Here is a 22,129-nt window from a genome sequence, read left to right on the forward strand (position 1 = left end):
TAGTACGATACCAAATCTAGGAATCGGAACCCTGTTTATCTTCAAAACGTCTAACTATGCGAGAAAGTTCCGCCTTTTCATCAATACTAACGCGGGTAGGCGCACCACTCACAATTCTTTCATAGTTACGGAAAGAATCTTTAATCTCTGGGCCGTCGGCGGTGATATTGTACTCACGAATACCTTTATCATGCCATGATCCCCGCATCTTAAATACGTTGATTGCCCGCGACATTTCTCCACGAATTTCGACATATTGTAGCATCAAAATTGTGTCTGTAATTGTGGAAATATGGGAATCTGTAATGGAATGTGATCCCATAAATTGGTCGGTGGTGTTAGTAAAGAAACCAGTGATTTCTTCTTGTTTGGCATACCCTGTAACACCAATGACAAATTGCCGGAAAGCATTATTGCTGACTCCTCTGGCCATAGCAGAAAGAGAGTCAATGGCGATGCGTGCTGGTTTAAACTCAGCAATTTCTGATTTAATAATTTGCAGGTGATCTTCTAAACCAGTAGATTCAGGATAGGTACAAATGATTTTGAGTAATCCCTGACGTTCTAATTCTTCAAAGTCAATGCCCCATGAGTAAGCATTCCGAGATAATTGAGCGCGTGATTCTTCATAGGCAAATAATATGGCTCGCTCACCATTAACACAGCCATTTTGTAAGAACTTACTGACTAGTAATGTCTTACCTGTACCTGTAGCACCAGTTGCTAAAATAATTGAATCCTTGAAGAAACCACCACCACACATTTCATCCAAGGTTTTGACACCGGAAGAAACACGGACATTGGATGATCTTTGGGTAAGGCGCATTGCACCCAAGGGGAAGATATTTACTCCCTCATTGGTAATGGTGAAAGGATATTCTCCTTTCATGTGGGTTGTTCCCCGTAATTTGAGGATTTCAATGGTGCGGCGGCGACGTTCTCCTTCTAAAACGTTGCGAACAATCACCACATTATCAGAAACAAATTCTTCTACACCAAAAGACGCAACAGGCCCATATTCCTCGCTTCTTTCTGTGGTGATGACTGTGGTGACATTCAATTGTTTTAAGCGCGCCACTAAGCGAAAAATTTCGCGGCGAACTACTCCTACTGCTTCATACTGTTGAAATACGGCAGTTATGGAGTCGATCGAAACCCGTTTCGCTTTGTATTTGCGGATAGCATACTGTAACCGCTCAATTAAAGCGGACAAGTCGAAATTCCCTACGATGTCTTGACCTTCAGGATCTGGAGACGCGTCGAGAATAAATAATTTACCTTCGTTAATTAAGTGTTGTAAATTCCAACCAAAGATGTGAGCATTTTTAATGATGTCACTGGGGGATTCTTCAAAGGTCACAAACACCCCTGGGTCATCAAAATAGGTGATGCCGTTATAAAGAAACTGTAGAGATAATAGTGTTTTCCCTGTTCCTGAAGTGCCACTGACTAGAGTAGTTCTACCTACTGGTAAACCCCCATGACTGATGTCATCAAAGCCTTCAATCATGGTGCGGATTTTTTCCACACCAGCACTCGATATAGGGTTTGCTGCTTGTTGTTCGTTATCGCTCATTGTTGCTTGATAAATGGGTACTACACCCAGATTTTTAATTATTAAATGTTGTTGATTTTAATCGTTTTTTTAGAATTTTAAAGATTGTCTTGCTCTTCCCAATCTTCTTCATTCAATTCTTCATACAGCAAATCTAAACCAATCAATACCCTTTCTCGGTCTGAAAGATCACCGATGATTTTGCGGACGGGCGGCGGCAAAATCTTCGATAGTGTTGGTGTAGCTAATATTTTATCTTCTTCTGCTAGTTGCGGATTTTTTAATACGTCAATGACTTTCAGGGCGTAAATGCCTTGAAATTCCTGCTCTAAAATATTTTTAAGAGTTTTGAGGGCCCTGACTGAATTCGGCGTGTTCCCTGCCACATAAAGCTTGAGAACATAGGTTTTTCTGGCTTTTGTCATACAGAGAAAAGTTAAAAATTCACATGATAAATGAGGGGAACTGAGGATTTATATCTATTTAAAAATAGCACTCCGATAAACTTCACATAGATGCGCTAGGATTTCTATGAGAGTAAGGCGGTAGTCTAGTAATGTTTCATCACTCCTCCCTTCTAATTGTAGCTGCTTGGAAAATTCATCAATTAGTTCCATATGAATTTCTATAATTTGTGGCACAGGAATATTAGCACAAAACACTGCATTGATAAATTTATCGATTCTTTCTTTTAGTGCTTTGTCTGTAGTAAAGTAATTAATGAGAATTTCTCGATATTCTGATTTGAGTTGCTGCAACAATACTTGTCGTTCAACTTCTGGATTCATGTGCTGACGAACCTGCTGTACTTTTTGCTGTTGGTCGGCAAAGGCATAGGGATATTTACTAGTAAGGTTTTCATTAATTGTGAGATATAAACACTTGAGTCGGTAATAAATCTGATCTGTGATTGTGACCCCTAGAATTAGAGAGCCGCTAAAATCACATAGCCACGCATTGAATCGAGAGTTGTTTGCTATTGTGTGGGATGAGTGATCTAAATTTTTTTTAACATTTGGTCGGAGAATCAAGATTGGTAGTAGCATTTACATACTTATATATCTCTCTTTAATCACTATGCAAGATGACAGGTGCAGTTAGTCATTGATGGCAATTACGTACATCTTCACTCAAGAATTTAGAGCAAGATATGTATATATCATCGGCTTTTCTCGCAATCACAATCACTTGGCGGGTGGGAAAATTGGGAGAAAGGTGAGGATAGCTGGTTAGTATCTCAGTTTAGTTGCCGAAGAAAAACATAACTTAATTTATGATTTGCATATGTATATCTGTCTAAATAAGGATTTTCTATTTTACTCCTTGATAAGATACTTAAACGAACTTAAAGTATTGTCGCATTTTCAATAATTATAATTCCTCAAGGTTCTAAAGCGAATCTTTGAAGGCATAATTGTTTTAGCTGTTGCTATTGATGACAAACAAACAAATGCCAGTGGCGAAGTATTCATGGTTGTTCAAAGAGATTTGGACGTGGTCGGAGTAACAGGCCGCAGTTGGCTGACTATTGAAATGAAACGCCGTTGTTCCAGAGAACCTATGCCATTAATTCAATAGTAAAAAAGCTGGACAAGATCGCTGATATGAGTCTTCTGAAAGAATACTGCTTCAGGCGCGATCGCTATTTGCCCCTGCGCTGATGGTGAAGCCAGAGGCGTTCACAAGAAGAATGACCCCCCAAGCCGTATGTCAATGCTACAGAATCCGCTTTATGAATTTCTAGCAACTGGCAATAGTTGCTGGGAAACCAGCACTCTGGCAGAGACGCTGGAGATGTTTGAGCAGAAGCAGTGCGATCGCTTAATCATAGTCAATCAACACTATTGTCCCATCGGGGTGCTTCACTCGGCGCGGTTAACGCAGCAGGTGATGCTCAATGCTGGAGATGGGCAAATTGCAAATTATTTACAACAACCAATCTCGCAATTGGGTCAAATAGTCATTGAGCCAATACAAATATTACCAGCTAGTTATTGTGTAGAGCAATTGAGTTCGTGGTGGCGTTATCAGATCACCCAAGCCAGCACATTAGAGTTAGTCTTAGTAGATGCGGATGGGAAATTTTTAGGACTACTCAATAGTGTGCGCCTCTTAAATGCCTTAGCCAAAGTCCAAGTAGGCATGAATTACAATCACGGCCACCCAGCATCAACACATCAAGATAGCACCATCATCAGTAACAGTAGAGTTAGGCGATCGCGATCGCCGCAACGCCAACCCCAAGGATACAAATCACTAGTACAATTATTAGAACAACTACCTTGGCCTTTAATGTTGCAAACTAGCACAGGTCTGGTGTTAACGCAAAATCTGGCATGGTGGCAGCAATTAGGCACATTAAAAGATCCCGAAGGCATTAGGCAACAAGTTGAGGCGATATTAGCCGCTACCCGCATCAGACAACCAGAATACGCCAACCCCAAAGCCGCCAAAATTTATGCTCATGGCTACGGTAAGATTTTCCAGCAAAATGAAACCTTACCCATCACCGAGTTACCCAGTTACAAACCCCTGCACTCACAAATAACATCACCAGATAGCATCTCCGGCGCAGGTCGTTGTTTTTTAGACAGTCGCCTTGGTATTTGTACCTGTATTGTAGAAGTGCAGAGTGGTCAAGAACGGATTTGGCAATTTACCAAAATTCCCCTAGATAGTCCAGATTTAAAATTTCCCCACTCTGAATCAGCCGCAATCATAGGGGATGATAACTTGTGGCTAGTCTCAGCCACCGATGTCACCGAACAACAGCAACTTTATAAAGAACTATCAGCCAAAAATGCTGACCTGATTCAACTCAACCGCTTAAAAGATGAGTTTTTAGCTTGTATTAGCCATGAACTCAAAACCCCCTTGACCGCCGTTTTGGGACTATCGCGGTTATTAGTAGATCAGCAATTAGGAGAACTCAACGAACGTCAAGCCAGGTATGCAGGCTTAATTCATCAAAGTGGTCGCCATTTAATGAGTGTAGTTAACGACATTTTAGACCTCACCCGTATGGAAACGGGACAAATGGAGTTAACCCCATCACCTGTAAATATACAATCTGTTTGCGATCGCGCCCTGGCAGAAGCCAAAGCTATTCACAGCCAAACCAGCAAAACTACCTCAACCACCCAAAAATCTCCCCCTCGGTCATCAGAACCTGTCTTTACAATGTCCATTGAACCAGGGTTAGAGTCAATTACCGCCGATGAATTACGCCTGCGTCAAATGTTGGTACATCTCTTGTCCAACGCCTTTAAATTTACGGAAATCTCTGGTGAAATCGGCTTAAGAGTCAATCTTTGGGAAGGATGGATTGCTTTTACTGTTTGGGACACAGGGATCGGCATTCCTGAACATCAACAACACTTGATTTTCCAGAAATTCCAACAACTAGAAAATCCCTTAACGCGTCAGTTTGAAGGTACAGGCTTGGGACTAGTCTTAACCAGGGCTTTAGCGCGTCTTCACGGTGGAGATGTCAGTTTCTTGTCTCAAGAAGGTAAAGGTAGCCAATTTACTCTACTTTTACCACCTAGTCCACCCACCACCGGTTTTGTTGAATCTGAAACCAAAAACACAGAAGTAAATAACAGCGATAAATTGGGAAATCTCCAGCTTGCCAACCAAAGCGGGAAAAATCAAGCAATTTCTTCCCAACGCTTAGTTTTAATAGTCGAAACCGTCGCCAGATACATTCAAGACTTAACCGAACAACTCAAAAATCATGGTTATCGAGTGGTTATTGCCCGTTCTGGAACAGAAGCCGTAGAAAAAGCCCGTCGTCTACAACCACAAGCCATATTTTTAAATCCCCTTTTACCCTTGCTATCTGGTTGGGATGTTCTCACATTACTCAAATCTGACCCAGCTTTACGTCATTTGTCCGTCATTGTCACAGCCACAGGTGCAGACAAAGAACAAGCACTGGCTAATCAAGCTGATGGTTTTTTGAGCTTACCAGTAGAAACCCAGTCTCTCACACCTGTGTTAGAAAAACTCCGTGCGCCAAGCAAAAACCAACAACCTAGTATTAACAATAGTGAAGAAAATCCACCCCATAAAACCCTCAGAATTCTCAGATTAGTTGATCCTGATGTCCAATCAATCAATCCCCATTCTTCATTACAAGAACATCGGGTGATTGAAGTCGATGATTTAGATCAAGCCGAACTACTAGCCAGAGTCTGGCAATTTGATGTGGTTTTACTGGATGTAGATAATTCCCTCGCACAAACTTACTTACAACAACTCAGTCAACATCCCCGATTAGCTAGCTTACCTTTGGTAACTTGCGATGTTAACACCACCCTCACCGCATCGCAAATTCCCGGTTTGTCAGTATTTCCCTGTTTAACACCACTCAATCAAGATGATAGCAACAGTCAAAAAGACACCCTATTGTCTGTCTTGCAAATCGCTTCTGGAGTTTGCTATCCCCCAAACATTTTAGTGGTAGATTTAACCATGCTCCAGGATTTACCACAAACTAAACGCAAACCAGTCAAAGCTTATAAGGAGAAAAATTCCTCTGTAAATCCAGGCAATAGCGAGAGAGGTACAGAATGGTTTCAAGCCCTCATTCAATATTTGCAAACAGCCGGATTCAAGGCGACAATAGCCCGTTGTTGGGCAGAAGTTTTACAACAAATACGTCATCAAAGCGTAGATTTATTACTAATTTGCTTAGGCACTGCCACTATCCATCCAGAAGTATTAAAAGCTTTAAAAACTTTGCAAGATTTACCCTTAGATTTACCACCAGTTGTAGTTATCGATCAAAGGTTACATCGGTCATCACTTAATTCCCGCACTAAAAATACTCAGGATAAAAACGATCTGCAATCAATAGCAGATATGTTAAATGCGATCGCCACTAAAATCGTCCCTCGTTCTATCTCAATGGAAGAACTCCTAAACCAAATCAATCAATCTTTAAAACTCAAAGTAAGACAGTAAAAATCTTAAAATATTGCTCATCCCGATTTTGGATTTTCCATCTATTCTATCTAAAATCCAAAATCCAAAATCCAAAATCTAAAATTCCCAATCCCCTAATCTATTTGACTAAGATATCTCTAACTTCTTCGGTTTCATTTTTTTGAAATTAATGCGAGTTAATTGGTAAGCTCCTTTAATCGCTAAATTCTCGTAAGTCTCTGGCTGTAAATCCATTTTGAAAAAGTTTCTTTTTTCAGTTAAGAGCAGCATAGAAGGAGGTATATTTGATTTATTGGCTATGTCTTTGATGTATTCTGTAGCGTCCTTAGTTAATTTAATAAATTTCATTGGTTTGTGGCTATAAAAAACCACACTCGGCTTTTTAAAGCCCACCATGATAATTTCTTCCTTTGGTTGCTGAAACTGGACAACAGCCGCAGATAAATTTCTCAAAGGTAATTGACGTTCTTGATCCATTAAGAATAAAGCAGGCATTAAGACAATAATTAAAAATGCTGCAAATCCTAACAACTGCATCCCAACTATGGATTGCCAATGGCGGCGTAATGTTAATACGGCAAAAATCACTGCAAATAATAGCCAAATCCAGCCACCCATTGCGGCTAAACCAGCATTTTGAATACTTTGCTGAAAATTCGGTGCTGCTGGATCTTGTCCTATTAAATGAGGTAGGTGAAATAATGCTACTGACAATACAGACAAAAAAACCACATTAATCCAACTACTCACCAGCAAAAACCACAGAGGATAAGCGTTAGCTTGCTGGTGAGAATTTAACTCTGGATTTGAGAAAAAATCACCCCACAAGAGGGACACCAAAATAGCGGCGGCTGGCATTAAAGGTAAGACATAACTGGGTAGTTTAGTAACCGCAATAGTAAAAAAGCTAAAAATAGTAATAAACCAAATAAAGGCAAATAAACCCAATTGTTGAGAACGGGCTTGAGTGCGCCAATGCGATCGCTGCCAAAACTTGAGTCGCACCATCGCCACCGGCAAGTACACTGAGTATGGTGCAAACAATAGCAGCACAATCAGAAAATAAAAATACCAAGGTGCTGAGTGACCATTAACTACTTCCGTGAAGCGTTCTAGATTGTGATAACCAAAGAAAGAGTTAATGTAATTCCAACCATTGCGCCAAATTACCAGCACATACCACGGGACAGATAAGACAAAAATCATCGCCAACCCGAAAAACAGGCGCATTTCCCGCACTACTGCCCAAAATTGCCCCACATACAACAAAAATGCCCCAATAATCAACCCTGGTAACACAATTCCTACAGGGCCTTTCGTCAAAATCCCACCAGCAATCAACACATAACAAGCCAAATACCATTGATTAGGCAATGAAAATCGAGAACGGGGCTTGATTCCTTCTGTTCCTCGATTCCCAGTTTCTGAGTCAGCGTATCCCCGAAAGAAGCACAACAAAGATGAAGCGATACAACCAGTTAACAGCATATCCGAAACGCCGGTTCTACCCCAGATAATCATTTCGGGATTAAGTCCTGTAACGGCTGCTGCAACGGCTGCGGTTAGATAGGGATAGGTGATGGAGGTACTGGAATCAGACTGATTTTGTGGCTGCAAAGCCCACTGTACGGTATAAAAAACCAAAGCCATTACACCGACTGCGGCTAAAGCAGAAGGGAGACGTACCGCCCATTCATTGACACCAACTACAGCATAGGCGATCGCCTGACACCAGTAAATTAAAGCAGGCTTATCAAACCGAGTTTCACCGTTGAAATAGGGAGTAATCCAATCTCCTGTGACTAGCATTTGACGGGAGGCTTCGGCAAATAGTGGCTCAGTTTCATCAATCAAGCCCACATTGCCTAAATTCCAACCATAACCCAACCAACCAATCACAACTAACCACAGAATAGCCATAGTCACAGCAAGGGCTGGACGTTTTACTATATTATTCAGCCACTGCTCAATGGCGTGGATTAAGCTCAATTTCAACTTCATTAGTCAATAGTCAATGGTCAGTAGTCAACAGTCAATAAGTTAGATAGTGCGTTCCTGTCGCCTTGCGTCGGAAAGCAACTATCGTTAGCGTAGCGGTAGCGACATTAGGAGCGTCACCCGCAAGGGTCAATAGTCAACAGTCAGTAGGGGTGGGTTTTGGTAGATATTTACCCTGGAAAATAGTTATCAGTTACTTGATAACTATTCACTGTTCACTGTTTACTGCTCACTGTTCACTGTTAAACCCGCCCGTACAATAACAGTTAACAGTTAACACTCATTTAGTCGTTGAATGACTCAATTTTGTTCTTGAGCATCTCGACTTTCTTGACTTTTCTAATTGCCAGTCAGCACTAATAGCCATTCTCGCTTTTGAGCATCCCAGGTAGGCAAGGATGTTTCCCCCACTACATATGGCCCCCAATAGCGGCGAGAACCGTCCTGAGCAAATGCCACTAAAATGTCTCCTTTTTCAACCTTGAGATTACCCTGGGGTAGAGACAGAATTAGTCCTTTTGCACTCCCTTCTTGGGGATCAAAATCCCAATGAGCAGGAACATCTGTTGTTTGTTTCACAGAACCCTTATTTTTTGACTGTCGAGCCAACAGAGCTAATCGCACAGGCTGATCTGTTTGATTACTCATACGTAAATCACCTAAAAGCTGAGTATTATTATTTTCTGATTGGCGCGAGGTCAACACGGAAATAGTTTTTTTGGTGTTTTGTTCTAACTTTTGATCAGAAGCACTGGGGTTAGAGTTAGCTTGAGAACTACTGTCTGTAGAAGCTACAGGAGATGCTAAATCTTGATTTGGTGGGATTACTTCAGTAGATACTGACGAAGGTGTATCGATATTGCCTGCATCAAAAGATACACTCATGTCTAGACACCCCAACAGTAGCCCTAGCAATCCCAAGCAGCAAGCTGTCAGCGCAGCGTTACGATACACGGAAGAATTCATATTGATATTGATTTAGAAATAATGATTTTGTCTAGGCTTGACCAAATACTAGCCTATTATCATTAGCTGCGTTCGAGGAAATTTTTCTACTTGCCTACTACAGACTCTCGTAGAATTCGGTTGATCACTGTATCATAAACATCATTTAGTAGAAGTATAATCCGTTTGAGGGATTACTTGAGTTAATTACGCCAAAAGTTGGTACAAGCGTGATGATACAGGAATTTATATCAAGCATCATCATAGCAAAATACAACAGATGATACATAACCTGTGTATTTCCTCGGATAAATAGCCACGGGAATCGATAGTAGTTTGGTAACTTGAGTCACAAGGTAACATTGTTCAAGCTACTGGAGATAGCTAGAAAATATTATTTACATCTTTTAATGTATCGTACAGCTTATCATTTGTGTGTGAGGGTGTGGGGGGAGAGGAAGAAGTGCTGAGTGCTGAGTAATGAGTAATGAGTAATGAGTAATGAGTAATGAGTGCTGAGTAATGACTAATGAGTGCTGAGTAATGACTAATGACTATTGACTATTGACTATTGACTAACCAATGCAAAACACTCGTCTTAATAACTTATTCGATAATATTGCTAGAAATTTGGGGCAATGGTTTGCTAATCCTTGGCGAAGGATGTCGCTGCTGTTGATTAGCTTTTTGTTTGGCTTTTTTTTGGGGACAGCAGTTTCTACTACCGCAGGACAAAAGGCAGAACTAGATATTGTGATCGCAGCAATATTAGTTGTCTTGACGGAGGTAACAAGCCGAATTTTCTATAGTCAGAGTTTTTTTGCTCGGCGCGCTTTGTGGGTAGAGGTGGTGAACCTCCTGAAAGTGGGTTTTACCTATAGTCTGTTTATTGAAGCCTTTAAACTGGGTTCATGATGAATGATTGGGTGCAAATAATTGGAACTGCGAGTGGACAAAAAGCTTTACAAGCCGCAGCTTTAAATGATACTGCTAAGGCAAAAGCCTTTGGGATTAACTCAGATAATGTAGAGCAAGTTATTGAAGAGCGATCGCAGCTTTTACAATCCGTATTACCAGTATTCAGTCAATTTTGCCAACATCGTCTCCATAGACCTTGGGAACCTATGCTCCCTGTATTGTGGGAATGGTGGCTACCTCTAGGGATGAAAATCGCATCGCAAAAGCAACAACTACAACGTCCCTTTATTCAAGGAATTCTAGGAAGTCAAGGAACTGGTAAAACGACGATGTGTCAAGTTCTGGATTTAATTTTCCAGGAAATGGGATATCGGAGTGCGAGTTTATCGCTAGATGATTTGTATAAAACTTATGATGATCGTCTAGCTTTAACGCAAGCAGATCCCCGCTTGATTTGGCGTGGGCCACCAGGAACACACGATGTAAACTTGGGTATCGATGTTTTAGAGCAAGTCCGGCAAGCAAAAACAACTGTAATTATACCCCGCTTTGATAAATCTGCTTACAATGGTGCAGGCGATCGCACTCAGCCAGAAATTTTCCCAGGGATTGATATTTTGTTATTTGAAGGATGGTTTGTGGGTGTGCGTCCCATAGATCCACAATTATTTGATTATGCGCCAGCACCGATTTTTACAGATGCAGATCAAGCATTTGCCCGTGAAATGAATCAGCGATTAAGTGAATATTTACCCTTATGGGAAAGACTAGATAGTCTCATTGTTTTGTACCCCACAGATTACCGCTATTCTGTAGAATGGCGCAAACAAGCTGAACGGCAAATGATTGCATCGGGTAAATCTGGTATGACAGATTCCGAGATTGAAGGATTCGTCAATTATTTTTGGCGATCGCTTCATCCCGAATTATTCATTAAGCCCTTAACAACATCTCCTTCTCTAGTTGATTTAGTCATTGAGATTAATCAAGATCATAGTTGGAAGTAGGGGATTGGGGATTGGGGATTGGGGATTGGGGACACTTCGACAAGCTCAGTGCTTCGCTGGGGATTGGGGAATAGGTAAAATTTTACTTTTGCCTTTTACTTTTTTACTTTTGCCTTAATTGCGAATTGCGAATTGCGAATTGCGAATGGGTTTTACTCACCATTCTTTCCATAAATCAACTGTAGAAGAGGGGATTTTGTCGTATTTTTGACAGCGATCGCGCCCGGCAATTTTGGCTTGATATAATGCTCGATCAGCTTCATCGATAATTTCTTGAAAATCAGAGTTGGGTTGAGGAATAGTTGTAGCTACACCTGCACTAATCGTGACACAAATATTGACCTGTGAACGGGAATGTGGTACCATCAAATTCCTTACTGACTGGCAAATTGACTCAGCTAAATGTAGCGCGCCGTCCGATTCAGTTCTAGGTAAAATCACCGCGAATTCTTCACCGCCGTAACGAGCCACTAAATCGGCTGGACGTTTGACAGTGTCTTGGATAGCTTTAGCAACCATTTGCAAACAGTGATCGCCTGCCCGATGACCGTAGGTATCATTGTATTCTTTGAAAAAATCAACATCACAGAGAATCAAGGAAAGAGGAAGTTGCTCTCTGGCCATACATTGCCATTCTTGCAAGCAATATTCTTCAAACCTGCGACGATTAGCAATTTGAGTCAATTCATCAATTGTGACTAAGCGTTGTAATTCGCGGTTAGCAGCTTCTAACTTTTGCTGGAGATAAGATTGTTGAATTAAGCGTTTAACCCGTTGGCGCAAAACAGGCCAGTGAATAGGTTTAGTCACATAATCAACGGCACCCACCTCAAAAGCCCGATCTACAGACTCTTTATCTTCTAGTCCAGTAATCATTAAGACTGGTGTATGTCTGGTACTGTCTAGTAATTGTAAACGGGTACAGCACTCAAAGCCGTCCATGTCCGGCATAATTGCATCTAGTAGCACTATATCAGGTTGCAACTGATGGAATACACTTAAAGCTTCTCTTCCATCTTGAGCCTCTACTGTCCGATAGCCTTCATATTGTAGAGACAGCCGTAACTGCGCTCGAATAAATGGCTCGTCATCAACAATGAGAATTAAAGACTGTTCTTGGCGGACAGTATTGTTCATGGTTTCTCCCGATTAATTTCTCTTTGCAAGGCAATTTTGACTCGTTCATACTCTTGACACAGTTTGTCAGCAATTTCTGGAATTTCTGTCCAATCGTTACTGCGTCCTTGACTTTCTAGTTGCTTGCAAAGTTGTGTTAATAACACTGCACCCACTGAACCACTGCTTGATTTAAGTTTGTGAGCTATATGCCATATAGCTTGACTATCTTTAGTTGCAATCGCTACATTAATATTTTGGATCAGTTTGGGAGCTTCTGTCAGGTAACAATTAATTAATTCAGTGAAAGACCCTAACTGACCTGATAACATTGCCCGTAGTTCTTGCAATATTTTAGTGTCAATAACATCTTTAATTGACACATCAGTCCTGACAAAGTGAGGGTGGGGATCAAGAACTTTCACAGGAACTTGATCATAAAATTTGAGGGGTTGACATTTACTGAGGGCTTTAGCTAAATCATCAATCTGAATTGGTTTACTGATATAGTCATCCATACCAGCAGCCAGACAGGCTTCGCGATCGCCTTGCATAGCGTTCGCAGTCATCGCAATAATATAAAGATGAGTATCGCCATGCCTGGTTTGACGAATTCTCCAGCTAGTTTCTAAACCATCCATTTCTGGCATATTTACATCCATCAACACTACATCATAAGTCTGATGCTGTAGTGCTTCTAGCACCTCCAATCCATTACCCACTACATCAGCCCGATAACCAATTTTTCTGAGCATGAGGAGAGCGACTTTCTGATTGATTACCATATCCTCAGCCAAGAGAATTCGCAGTGGTAATTGTTCAGCTAAGTTTTGCGTGATGGAACTCAGGTAAGGGTGAGCAACATTGCCTGGAATCGGTTGATGACCTAAATTACTAGTCAACACATCATAAAGTTGTGACTGTTTAATTGGTTTATGTAAATAGGCAATGTATTTCATATTCTCAAAATCATGGTGATGATCTGGCTTTCCCCAGGAAGTGAGAATGACTAAAGGTAAGTATTGATAGGTAGAACGCTTGCGGATTTCTCGTGCCAAGGTTAAGCCATCCATGTCTGGCATTTGCATATCTAAAATTGCTATGTCAATTTCAATTCCTCGGTCGATGAGAGCTAAAGCGGCCATACCAGAAGGAACTACATAAGTTTGCATTTGCCAAGACTGGGTTTGTAAACGCAAAATGTAACGATTTGTAGGATTATCATCCACAATTAATAAGCGTTTACCACTCAAAATCATTGGGGAAGTAATTAATTCCTCTGTGGGAGAATCAGTCAAGATCGAGGCAGTCATGGCAAAGTAAAAAGTCGATCCAGAGGGGGCAATAGCCGTGGATGTAGATGTTTTTTGTTGCCATTTCATAGGAGGATTACCGCCTACACATCCTTGACTTTCTACCCAAAGACGGCCTCCCATCATTTCCCCTAAACGTTGGCTAATGACTAAACCTAATCCTGTACCACCATATTTGCGCGTCATGGAGGCATCAGCTTGCACAAACGGTTGAAATAGGCGTTGCATTTTCTCAGGGGGAATGCCAATACCTGTGTCTTGGATGCTAAATAGTAGTTCGCAGTTATTCTTAGTTTTAGCAGTGGTGCTGACAGATAAAATCACCTCTCCTTTTTCGGTGAATTTGATAGCATTGTTGAGTAAATTGGTGATAATTTGTCGCAGACGAGTTAAATCCCCGATGATTTGAGCCGGGACTTGGGGATGAATCCAATAAGCCAGTTCAATCTCTTTTTGGGCAGCTTTGGGAGCTAACAAATCAATTACTTGCTCTATACAAGTTTTGACATCAACAGGCCTAGCTTCTAGTTCTAATTTGCCTGACTCAATTTTAGAGAAATCGAGAATATCATTAATAATGGTGAGCAACGCTTCCGAGCTGGTTAAGATAGTCTCTAAAAAATCTCTTTGTTGTAATGTCAATTCAGTATTGAGCAGTATGCCTGTCAAGCCGATGATCGCATTCATGGGAGTGCGAATTTCATGGCTCATCATTGCTAAAAATTCACTTTTGGCACGATTTGCGGCTTCGGCTGCCCGTTTTGCCTGCTCTAGCGCGAAGTTTTTGACTGTCAGTTCTTGACGTTGGCGGGTTTCTTGTTCTAGGAGGTGAGACTGAGCTAAGGCAATGCCTAACTGAGCCGCTACGGCTTGTAATAATTCAATTTCTTCATTTGTCCATTCGCGGAAGTGACTGCACTGATGCAAACCAATGGCACCATTAGGTTCTCCTTGATAGGAGGTGCGAATGGCTAGCATGGATTTTAAACCAATCTCCTGACAAATAGAAACTTCATCTACTAGGCGGGGATCTTGGTAGACATTAGGTAAGGCGATCGCGCGATCGTGGGACATCATCTCTAGACAATGGGGATTCCCTGATATCGGGACATCTATTTTGTGCATAGAGTAGGAGTGAGAAACTTGGTTGTACTCTGCAACTAGGGGAATCTTGGGCATGGGATCGCTCACATAAGCATGAATTAAACAACGATCCACTGCGAAAGCTTGACCTATTTGAGTAGCAGCTGTTTCAAAAATCTCCTGACTATCAAGGCTTTGGCGGATTTTCTGGGTGATTTGTTCGAGTAACAGTTTGTGATTTAATTGTTTTTCTAGTGCTGCTTGAGCTTGTACCCGTTCAGTAATGTCCTTGATGGAACCAACCATGCGGATGGGATTACCTTGCTCATCCCATTGGGCAGTAGCATGAACTAAGACCCATTTATAAGTACCGTTTTTGCAACGTAGGCGATACTCAATTACATATTTGGAAATTTTGCGTCGGAGATAATCTTGCGTGACACCCACCACCCGTTGATAATCTTCAGGGTGAATATAGTTACGACAATCCTCACTATTACCGATGGGTTGATAGTCAGGATCTCCGATTAACTCTGCCCAGCGTGCAGAACGAAAGGTTTCATTAGTGAGAATATTCCAATCCCAAATGGCATCTTGATTGCCTTCAACGACTAATTGCCAGCGTTCTTCACTGCGGCGCAGTGCTTCTTCGGCGCGTTTGCGTTCAGTGATATCAATGGCAATTCCTCCCACTAAACATTCCTCGGCTTGGCGAGAGATGGGAAATTTATATACTAAAAAATCTCGTTCTGTGCCGTCTTGACAAGGGGCAGATTCTACGGCTTCAATGACTTGATTGGTACGGGCTATTGTTTGAATGGCATCTAGATAATTTTGAGCAAAGTGGGGTTCATAAATATCAAAAATGTTCTTGCCAATCAATTTTTTGAGTGGTAATTTCAACGCCCGACGGTAATTTTCACTCAGATAGATAATTTTTCCTTGGGAATCTGTAATCCAGGCATGGGTAGGACTATGATTCATGAATGCCCGGAAGCGTTCTTCTGATTGCAGTAGTAAAGCCTCTGATTGCCTGCGCTCAGTGATATCACGGTTGACGCTAATCGTGGCGACATTTTCCCCTTGTTCATTTTGCAAAGGAACTATGGTAGTTTCACAAATACCCTCACTGCCATTTTTCCGTACAAAGTTAATTTCACCTACCCACCGACCATTTTGAGCCATATCTTCTAGAATGGCGGTGTTCAAGGCTGTATCTGTTCCAGGTTTATGTAAAATCCTGATGGATTGTTCACAAATTTCAGTTTTAGTGTAGCCAAATATACGCTCGGCAGCAGGATTCCAGTCGAGAATTTGACCTTTTAAATCGGTGATAATTACGCCATCGTACATATTGGCAAAGGTGAGGGCTTGGCGACGCAAGGCCATCTCTGCTTGTTGGCGATCGCTAATATCTGTTTGAATGCCTAGAAAGTGGGTTAATTTTCCTGTTTCGTCATAAATTGGCGAAATACTCAGTTCATTCCAAAATAATGTGCCATCTTGACGATAATTACGCAAAATCACTTGACAGCTCTTACACTCCTTCAGTGCTAGTCGTAGTTCTTGGAGTGCTGCTTGCTGGGTATCTGTACCTTGTAGAAAACGACAATTCTTGCCAATGACATCTGTGGCTCTGTAACCGGTAATTTGCTCAAAACCAGAGTTAACATAAATGATGGGATGATCCGCTAATCTAGCATCGACAATAACAATACCATTACTAGTAGCAGCTAATGCTCTCTCCCGCAATCGCAAGGTTTCTTCCACTAGTTTTGAGTCAGTAATATCAAACATAAATCCCCGTAACAGCACGGGATGACCATCGGTTTGTACTACACTCACAATGTCTCGCAACCATACAACCCTACCATCGGCGGCGATCATGCGATATTCCATCTCATGGTTTTCGCCTCTAGCCACTGCCGCTAGAATGCTATTCTGGGTTTCCTCCCTGTCATGGGGATGGACATGATTAATCCAAAAATTTTCCTCATACCACTGGGTTACAGGGTATTCTAATAGAGCTTGGGCTTGTGGCCCGACATAGGTAAAACGCCAAGTTTTTAAATCTAATTCCCAAGGAATGACTTTGACTGTTTCTAGTAGCTGTCGTAACCGGGTTTTACTAGCGCGCAAAGCAATCTCTGTTTGCTCTTGTTCACCAATTTTTCGCGCTAATTCTGCATTGATAGCGGCTATTTTGCCATTACTAATGTAGGTAATTTGCACAAAATAAGTTAGTAATGTCAATCCTGCGGCTGCAAATATGCCAGACAGTAAGACAAAATTAGGTAGGGGTGAGTGTAAATGCGCTAATAGTTCTTTTGTGGGGTAAATCTGTAGTTGCCACTTAGCTCCATAAAAGTCGATATATACTTGCTGCTGCCAAGGTGATGCTGTGGTTGTTAATCTCTCTTGGCTATAAATTAAATCTTTTCCTTGCCATAACCTGATTTTATAGCCTGCTGGTAAGTGTAAACCGGAGTCAAACAGAGATTGAATGTGTAGAACTCCTAAGAGCAATCCCTGAAATTGACTTTTGCCATATAAGGGTACACAGGCTAAAAGTATTTTCTTGCCTGTTGATGAATTTGTAGTATTGGTTAATGTCGTTTGACGATTGCTGATTGCATCTTCCAAAACTGGGTATCTTTGGTGAATTTTTTCTGGTTCAATATCTAAATCTAATAATGCTGGCTTTTCCTCCAGTGGTACAGTCCAACGCACCTGCTTTGACGAATCTAGCCTGGCAATTGCTTGGTAGCCACTATAGTCTTGAATGTATTCTCTGGCCTCTGCTTCCCACTGTGTTTGCGAAATCCCATTGTGCAGTTGCCAGTGCTTACCCATACGCTCTAAGGCAAGTATGCGATAATTCAGCTGGGTGACTAATTCTGTTTTGGTGGCGATCGCTTGCTGTTGAATCAGATTCTCTACATTGTTGTGTTCTGCAATAATTAATCTCTGCCAGAGAATAATTACCAGAAACATGATCACCACACCTACCAAAAAAGATAGCAAATGCTGGTTGCTCCAAAATTTCACAGACCGACATCGGTGATGCTTGTGCTGTCTGTACATTGATTCACCCCCCAGCACCTGAAAAATTGTCTAGCTAGTTCTTTCTTTGTCAGGAATGGAAATTTCACCAGAGCAATAGTGCAATTATGCAAAATTGTCTCAGTACAACAATTTATGCACAACTTCTTAATTTAAGCCATTAATTTTATATTTCTTTTTTAATCTTTCCAACGATTTAGATTTTTCTCTGTCTAAAATTTTATAAATTGCCATAAATCAATAGAAAAATTCATCTAGATGTAGGGTCAATCCCTCATTTTATCTGTGTTATCTTCTGCTATAACCCTGGAAAATAGATGCAGTTATTAACTTGATGATATAACTCCAAAAAATACAGAATAAAAAATGCGATCGCACAAAGCAGGCGATCGCACCTTACAATCTAAGTTCGATTTCTCTGATAATTTGAAAGCTCATGGCGGCCAATAGATTTGTGAAAGGCTGGCCAGTAGTGTATTTCAAAATACCAAATTGTATTAACCTCGCTCCTTGATTGTTTGTAATAGATTATTAAAAGGTTGCCAATTATCTTCCTGCACAATTGGTTCCCAAATCGATTCAATCACAGGTCTTAATAATGCGGTTTTGGGATTGTAATAATTCAAAGTTTTGGCAATATTTTCCATTTCATCAGGATGAAAATTATTTAAGATTTGATGATAAATGAAACACCAATTATCAAAGATAGCTGACTTATCTGCTGTAGGAAGAACATCAGATAAATTAAGTATCAATCCTGGCTCATCTCTCCATTTAGCAGAAAAAGTCCGCGCCATTTCTGCGAAAAAGTAATGATATCCGACTTGACTATCTTGCAAAAATTGCATTGTCAAACGTAAAAGTTCATCAGCTTCAGGTATAGTCAACTGCTCAAAACCTAATTTTTTCAGCATCAAAGACCGATAAGCAGCAAAATAATCATCACCAAATTTTGCTAGTCCAGCTTCTAAATCAGCTTTATTCACCACTGACCTTAATGGTTGTTGCAGTAATTCCAGATTTAACTGGCAAATTCCTGGTTGTTGACTATAACAATAGCGTTTGTAATAGTCGAAGTATGCAGCCGTAAAATAAGGGTCATAAGTAGGAATAAACGCATAAGGGCCATAATCAAAGCTTTCCCCAGTAATGGACATATTGTCAGTATTGAGGACTCCATGACAAAAACCAGCCGCCATCCACTGTGCAACTAGTTCTGCAACACGCCTGACTAATTCGCCATAAAACAAAGCATATTTATCTGGCTCATTCACTAAGTGAGAGTAGTAATGCTCAATTACATGATCTAATAACTTTTGAATCAAATCGTGACGCTGTATGTAATACAAACGCTCAAAAGTCCCAAAGCGAATATGTGAACTACTCATTCTCACCATCACCGATGAACGGGTAGGGGAAGGTTCGTCACCACGCCAGAGAGATAAGCCAGTTTCAATCATACTCAGACAGCGTGATGTCTTTACTCCTAGCTGATGTAATGCTTCTGCTGCTAGAACTTCCCTAACTCCACCTTTGAGAGTCAACATCCCGTCACCACCACGGGAATAAGGTGTTCTCCCAGAACCTTTAGTCCCAAAATCGTAGAGTTGACCATCCCTACCACGGACTTGACCATACAAAAAACCCCGTCCGTCACCTAATTGGGGGTTATATTCCCCAAATTGATAGCCATGATAACGCAGTGCTAAAAATGGTTTACGTCCTTGAAACAGACTAAACGCTGTAAGAAAGTCTTCATCCTCAACATCTTGGGGGTTGAGTCCCAATGCGGGTAATAGGTCATCGTTACGCCAGCGTAAAGTATGTTGGGGAAATTCTGCTGCGACTACTTCATCATAATAATCATCACCCAAGGATGCTAAAGCCGGTTCGTAATTCAGGGTGAGAAAAGGATTGAGAGTGTTTTTGGTATTGGGAGTTTTAGCCAAGGTCATTATGAGCCAAGCATGATTGATTCTTCTCTCAATAGTAACGCTGAGAACCACCTCAGCGTTAACAAAGGAAGCGGGAATGAGGAATGGGAAAAGCGTTGGACAAGGACTTTGACACCACCCAATGCTATGCTGACCATCCTCTCAATTATCAGTTTCACTAAATAGTTGTCATTATTTCAGTAGTGCTGTTAGCGGTAGCGCGGCGTTTAGCCGGTGCAATTCATCTGACTTTTTACTCAGCACTCTTTTGGTCAGTGTAAATAAGTTACTTATGAAGACGACAAATTACTTAGGTTCTCAGCATCTCATTTTATCTATAGAGATAAAATTATGATTACTATTACGGATTATATTTTATTACTCAATAAAACTTAAAATACAGGCATTTCCGAACATATCAGCTAAAATCAATAGCTATTATCAGTAAGTCTCGATACATTGAAACCCTCTTGGGGCTTGGGTTTGGGACGATAAATTTTTACTTATAGGTCTAATCTAATATTTATTTAAGAATTCACCTTACAGAGTCAACAAATTGGGCATAAATACCTGTAAACTGATTTCAATGAATGAACGGCTACCGTAAATCAATCCCAAAAGAAATCCAATCATAAACATTTAGTCCTCACGATTATTTCTCACAAGAAATAATCTGTTGGGGCTGGCTGATTATAGTGAAAATTTTCCTAAGTCTTGCAAGAGAAACAAAAGTTTACTTGCACAAATTGTTGTGCATAAAAAATCTCATGGTTCAGTGAAGGAGTTGTGATGTCAGATTTTTTCAATCAAATTTCTCGGCGTAAATTTATTGTCACAGCAGGAGCTTCGGCGGGTGCTGTGTTTTTGAAGGGTTGTCTAGGAAATCCCCCAGAAACCACCACTGGAGGAAACACCCCATCTGCGCCAACTGCTACAACAGTGGCAAATATTAGCCCAGAACAAGCTCCAGAAGTAACTACAGTCAAGTTAGGATATATTCCGATTGTAGAATCTGCACCTTTAATTATTGCCAAAGAAAAAGGCTTTTTTGCGAAGTATGGCATGACTGGTGTGGAGTTAGCCAAACAAGCTTCTTGGGGTGCAGCTAGAGATAACGTTGAAATTGGTTCTGCGGGTGGTGGTATTGATGGTGGTCAATGGCAAATGCCTATGCCCCATTTAATCACAGAAGGGCTAATTACCAAAGGCAATCAAAAAATCCCGATGTATGTGTTGTGTCAATTAATTACACATGGTAATGGGATTGCGATCGCCAATAAACACCAAGGTAGCGGCATCAGCTTAAAGTTAGCGGGTGCAAAATCTGTATTCTCTAAACTCAAATCTTCTCCCACTCCCTTCACCGCAGCTTTCACCTTTCCCCATGTTAACCAAGATTTGTGGATTCGCTATTGGTTAGCCGCAGGTGGTCTTGACCCTGACGCAGATGTAAAACTGCTGACTGTTCCCGCAGCGCAAACCGTCGCCAACATGAAAACTGGGACAATGGATGCTTTTAGCACCGGCGACCCCTGGCCTTACCGCATTGTTACTGACAAAATCGGTTACATGGCTGCGTTAACGGCTGAAATTTGGAAGAACCACCCCGAAGAATATTTAGCTATGCGCGCTGATTGGGTTGACCAAAATCCTAAAGCCACCAAAGCCATACTCAAAGGGATTATGGAAGCCCAACAGTGGCTAGATAACTTTGATAACCGCAAAGAAGCAGCCTCAATTCTATCTGGTAGAAATTACTTTAACCTCAATTCACCCGAAATTCTGGCTGAACCATTCCAAGGTAAGTACGACATGGGTGATGGTCGCAAGATTGATGATAAATCAATGGCTGCTTACTACTGGAAAGACGAAAAAGGTAGCGTTTCCTATCCTTACCAAAGCCATGATTTGTGGTTCATCACGGAAAACGTGCGTTGGGGATTCTTGCCCAAAGATTACATTACCAACGGTGCGGCTAAAGCCAAAGAATTAATCAAGAAAGTTAACCGGGAAGATATTTGGAAAGAAGCAGCAAAAGAAGCAGGAATTGCATCTGCTGATATCCCCACCAGCACATCCCGTGGCGTAGAAGAATTTTTTGATGGTGCTAAGTTCGACCCTGAAAACCCAGAAGCTTATCTCAAGAGTCTGGCTATCAAGAAAGTGAGTGTTTAGTCAATAGTCAATAGTCATTAGTCATTAGTCATTAGTTATTAGTGACTAGGCATAAAAAAGTCGAAAGGCAAA

General features: G+C 41.1%; 13 protein-coding genes. 5 read left to right on the forward strand and 8 right to left on the reverse strand.

Translation table 11 applies throughout. The annotated features are described in order from the left end of the window. Positions 1-16 precede the first annotated feature (16 nt). From kaiC to ACQFX9_RS05340, 3 genes are all read right to left on the reverse strand, one after another. Entirely contained in the window at positions 17-1,576 is a 1,560-nt protein-coding gene (kaiC, locus tag ACQFX9_RS05330; RefSeq protein ID WP_427161034.1) for a circadian clock protein KaiC, read from the reverse strand. Positions 1,577-1,653: 77 nt separating this feature from the next. After that, the gene (gene kaiB, locus ACQFX9_RS05335; RefSeq protein ID WP_236140785.1) at positions 1,654-1,980 is read right to left on the reverse strand and encodes a circadian clock protein KaiB; all 327 of its coding nucleotides are present in this window, start codon (positions 1,978-1,980) and stop codon (positions 1,654-1,656) included. A 54-nt stretch (positions 1,981-2,034) separates the two neighbouring features. Then, a complete protein-coding gene (locus tag ACQFX9_RS05340; protein WP_427161035.1) occupies positions 2,035-2,601 on the reverse strand; it encodes a KaiA family protein in 567 nt (188 codons plus the stop codon). 661 nt (positions 2,602-3,262) lie between these two features. Here ACQFX9_RS05340 and ACQFX9_RS05345 point away from each other — a divergent pair. Further along, positions 3,263-6,523 (forward strand): ATP-binding response regulator, encoded by a 3,261-nt coding sequence (locus ACQFX9_RS05345; RefSeq protein WP_427161036.1) that lies wholly within the window; start codon positions 3,263-3,265, stop codon positions 6,521-6,523. A gap of 108 nt (positions 6,524-6,631) precedes the next feature. Here ACQFX9_RS05345 and ACQFX9_RS05350 read toward each other — a convergent pair whose 3' ends face one another. Next, positions 6,632-8,506 carry an ArnT family glycosyltransferase gene (locus ACQFX9_RS05350; RefSeq protein WP_427161037.1) on the reverse strand — a complete coding sequence of 625 codons (1,875 nt, stop codon included), beginning with the start codon at positions 8,504-8,506 and terminating at the stop codon, positions 6,632-6,634. A 336-nt stretch (positions 8,507-8,842) separates the two neighbouring features. Next, positions 8,843-9,469, reverse strand: a complete 627-nt coding sequence (locus ACQFX9_RS05355) for a hypothetical protein (RefSeq protein WP_427161038.1) — start codon at positions 9,467-9,469, stop codon at positions 8,843-8,845. A 561-nt stretch (positions 9,470-10,030) separates the two neighbouring features. Between ACQFX9_RS05355 and ACQFX9_RS05360 the strand changes: the two genes are divergently transcribed. Together ACQFX9_RS05360 and ACQFX9_RS05365 are read left to right on the forward strand one after the other, a co-directional pair. Beyond that, positions 10,031-10,363 carry a DUF565 domain-containing protein gene (locus ACQFX9_RS05360; protein ID WP_427161039.1) on the forward strand — a complete coding sequence of 111 codons (333 nt, stop codon included), beginning with the start codon at positions 10,031-10,033 and terminating at the stop codon, positions 10,361-10,363. After that, complete coding sequence (locus ACQFX9_RS05365; protein WP_427161040.1) at positions 10,360-11,373, forward strand: glycerate kinase; 1,014 nt, start codon at positions 10,360-10,362, stop codon at positions 11,371-11,373. The genes ACQFX9_RS05360 and ACQFX9_RS05365 overlap by 4 nt, the downstream gene beginning before the upstream one ends. Before the next feature lie 156 nt (positions 11,374-11,529). Here the strand turns inward: ACQFX9_RS05365 and ACQFX9_RS05370 are convergent, their stop codons facing one another. The 3 genes from ACQFX9_RS05370 to ACQFX9_RS05380 form a co-directional block, all read right to left on the reverse strand. Then, positions 11,530-12,510 carry a diguanylate cyclase domain-containing protein gene (locus tag ACQFX9_RS05370; protein WP_427161041.1) on the reverse strand — a complete coding sequence of 327 codons (981 nt, stop codon included), beginning with the start codon at positions 12,508-12,510 and terminating at the stop codon, positions 11,530-11,532. Beyond that, a complete protein-coding gene (locus ACQFX9_RS05375; RefSeq protein ID WP_427161042.1) occupies positions 12,507-17,969 on the reverse strand; it encodes a PAS domain S-box protein in 5,463 nt (1,820 codons plus the stop codon). Before ACQFX9_RS05375 ends, ACQFX9_RS05370 begins: the two co-directional genes overlap by 4 nt. Positions 17,970-18,445: 476 nt before the next feature. Continuing rightward, on the reverse strand, positions 18,446-19,903 hold the full coding sequence (locus tag ACQFX9_RS05380; protein WP_427161043.1) for a protein adenylyltransferase SelO: 1,458 nt from the start codon (positions 19,901-19,903) through the stop codon (positions 18,446-18,448). A gap of 12 nt (positions 19,904-19,915) precedes the next feature. Here ACQFX9_RS05380 and ACQFX9_RS05385 point away from each other — a divergent pair, with 12 nt between their 5' ends. Next, entirely contained in the window at positions 19,916-20,068 is a 153-nt protein-coding gene (locus ACQFX9_RS05385; protein ID WP_427161044.1) for a hypothetical protein, read from the forward strand. A gap of 603 nt (positions 20,069-20,671) precedes the next feature. After that, positions 20,672-22,057, forward strand: a complete 1,386-nt coding sequence (locus ACQFX9_RS05390) for a CmpA/NrtA family ABC transporter substrate-binding protein (protein WP_427161045.1) — start codon at positions 20,672-20,674, stop codon at positions 22,055-22,057. Positions 22,058-22,129 lie beyond the last annotated feature (72 nt).

Origin of the sequence: Aliinostoc sp. HNIBRCY26, from assembly GCF_050235535.1 — a bacterium.
Taxonomy (GTDB): Bacteria; Cyanobacteriota; Cyanobacteriia; order Cyanobacteriales; family Nostocaceae; genus Trichormus.

Coding starts and splice junctions, on each gene's coding strand:
- kaiC (WP_427161034.1), bottom strand. CDS start 1,576: ATGAGCGATAACGAACAACAAGCAGCAAACCCTATATCGAGTGCTGGT.
- kaiB (WP_236140785.1), bottom strand. CDS start 1,980: ATGACAAAAGCCAGAAAAACCTATGTTCTCAAGCTTTATGTGGCAGGG.
- ACQFX9_RS05340 (WP_427161035.1), bottom strand. CDS start 2,601: ATGCTACTACCAATCTTGATTCTCCGACCAAATGTTAAAAAAAATTTA.
- ACQFX9_RS05345 (WP_427161036.1), top strand. CDS start 3,263: ATGTCAATGCTACAGAATCCGCTTTATGAATTTCTAGCAACTGGCAAT.
- ACQFX9_RS05350 (WP_427161037.1), bottom strand. CDS start 8,506: ATGAAGTTGAAATTGAGCTTAATCCACGCCATTGAGCAGTGGCTGAAT.
- ACQFX9_RS05355 (WP_427161038.1), bottom strand. CDS start 9,469: ATGAATTCTTCCGTGTATCGTAACGCTGCGCTGACAGCTTGCTGCTTG.
- ACQFX9_RS05360 (WP_427161039.1), top strand. CDS start 10,031: ATGCAAAACACTCGTCTTAATAACTTATTCGATAATATTGCTAGAAAT.
- ACQFX9_RS05365 (WP_427161040.1), top strand. CDS start 10,360: ATGATGAATGATTGGGTGCAAATAATTGGAACTGCGAGTGGACAAAAA.
- ACQFX9_RS05370 (WP_427161041.1), bottom strand. CDS start 12,510: ATGAACAATACTGTCCGCCAAGAACAGTCTTTAATTCTCATTGTTGAT.
- ACQFX9_RS05375 (WP_427161042.1), bottom strand. CDS start 17,969: ATGTACAGACAGCACAAGCATCACCGATGTCGGTCTGTGAAATTTTGG.
- ACQFX9_RS05380 (WP_427161043.1), bottom strand. CDS start 19,903: ATGACCTTGGCTAAAACTCCCAATACCAAAAACACTCTCAATCCTTTT.
- ACQFX9_RS05385 (WP_427161044.1), top strand. CDS start 19,916: ATGATTGATTCTTCTCTCAATAGTAACGCTGAGAACCACCTCAGCGTT.
- ACQFX9_RS05390 (WP_427161045.1), top strand. CDS start 20,672: ATGTCAGATTTTTTCAATCAAATTTCTCGGCGTAAATTTATTGTCACA.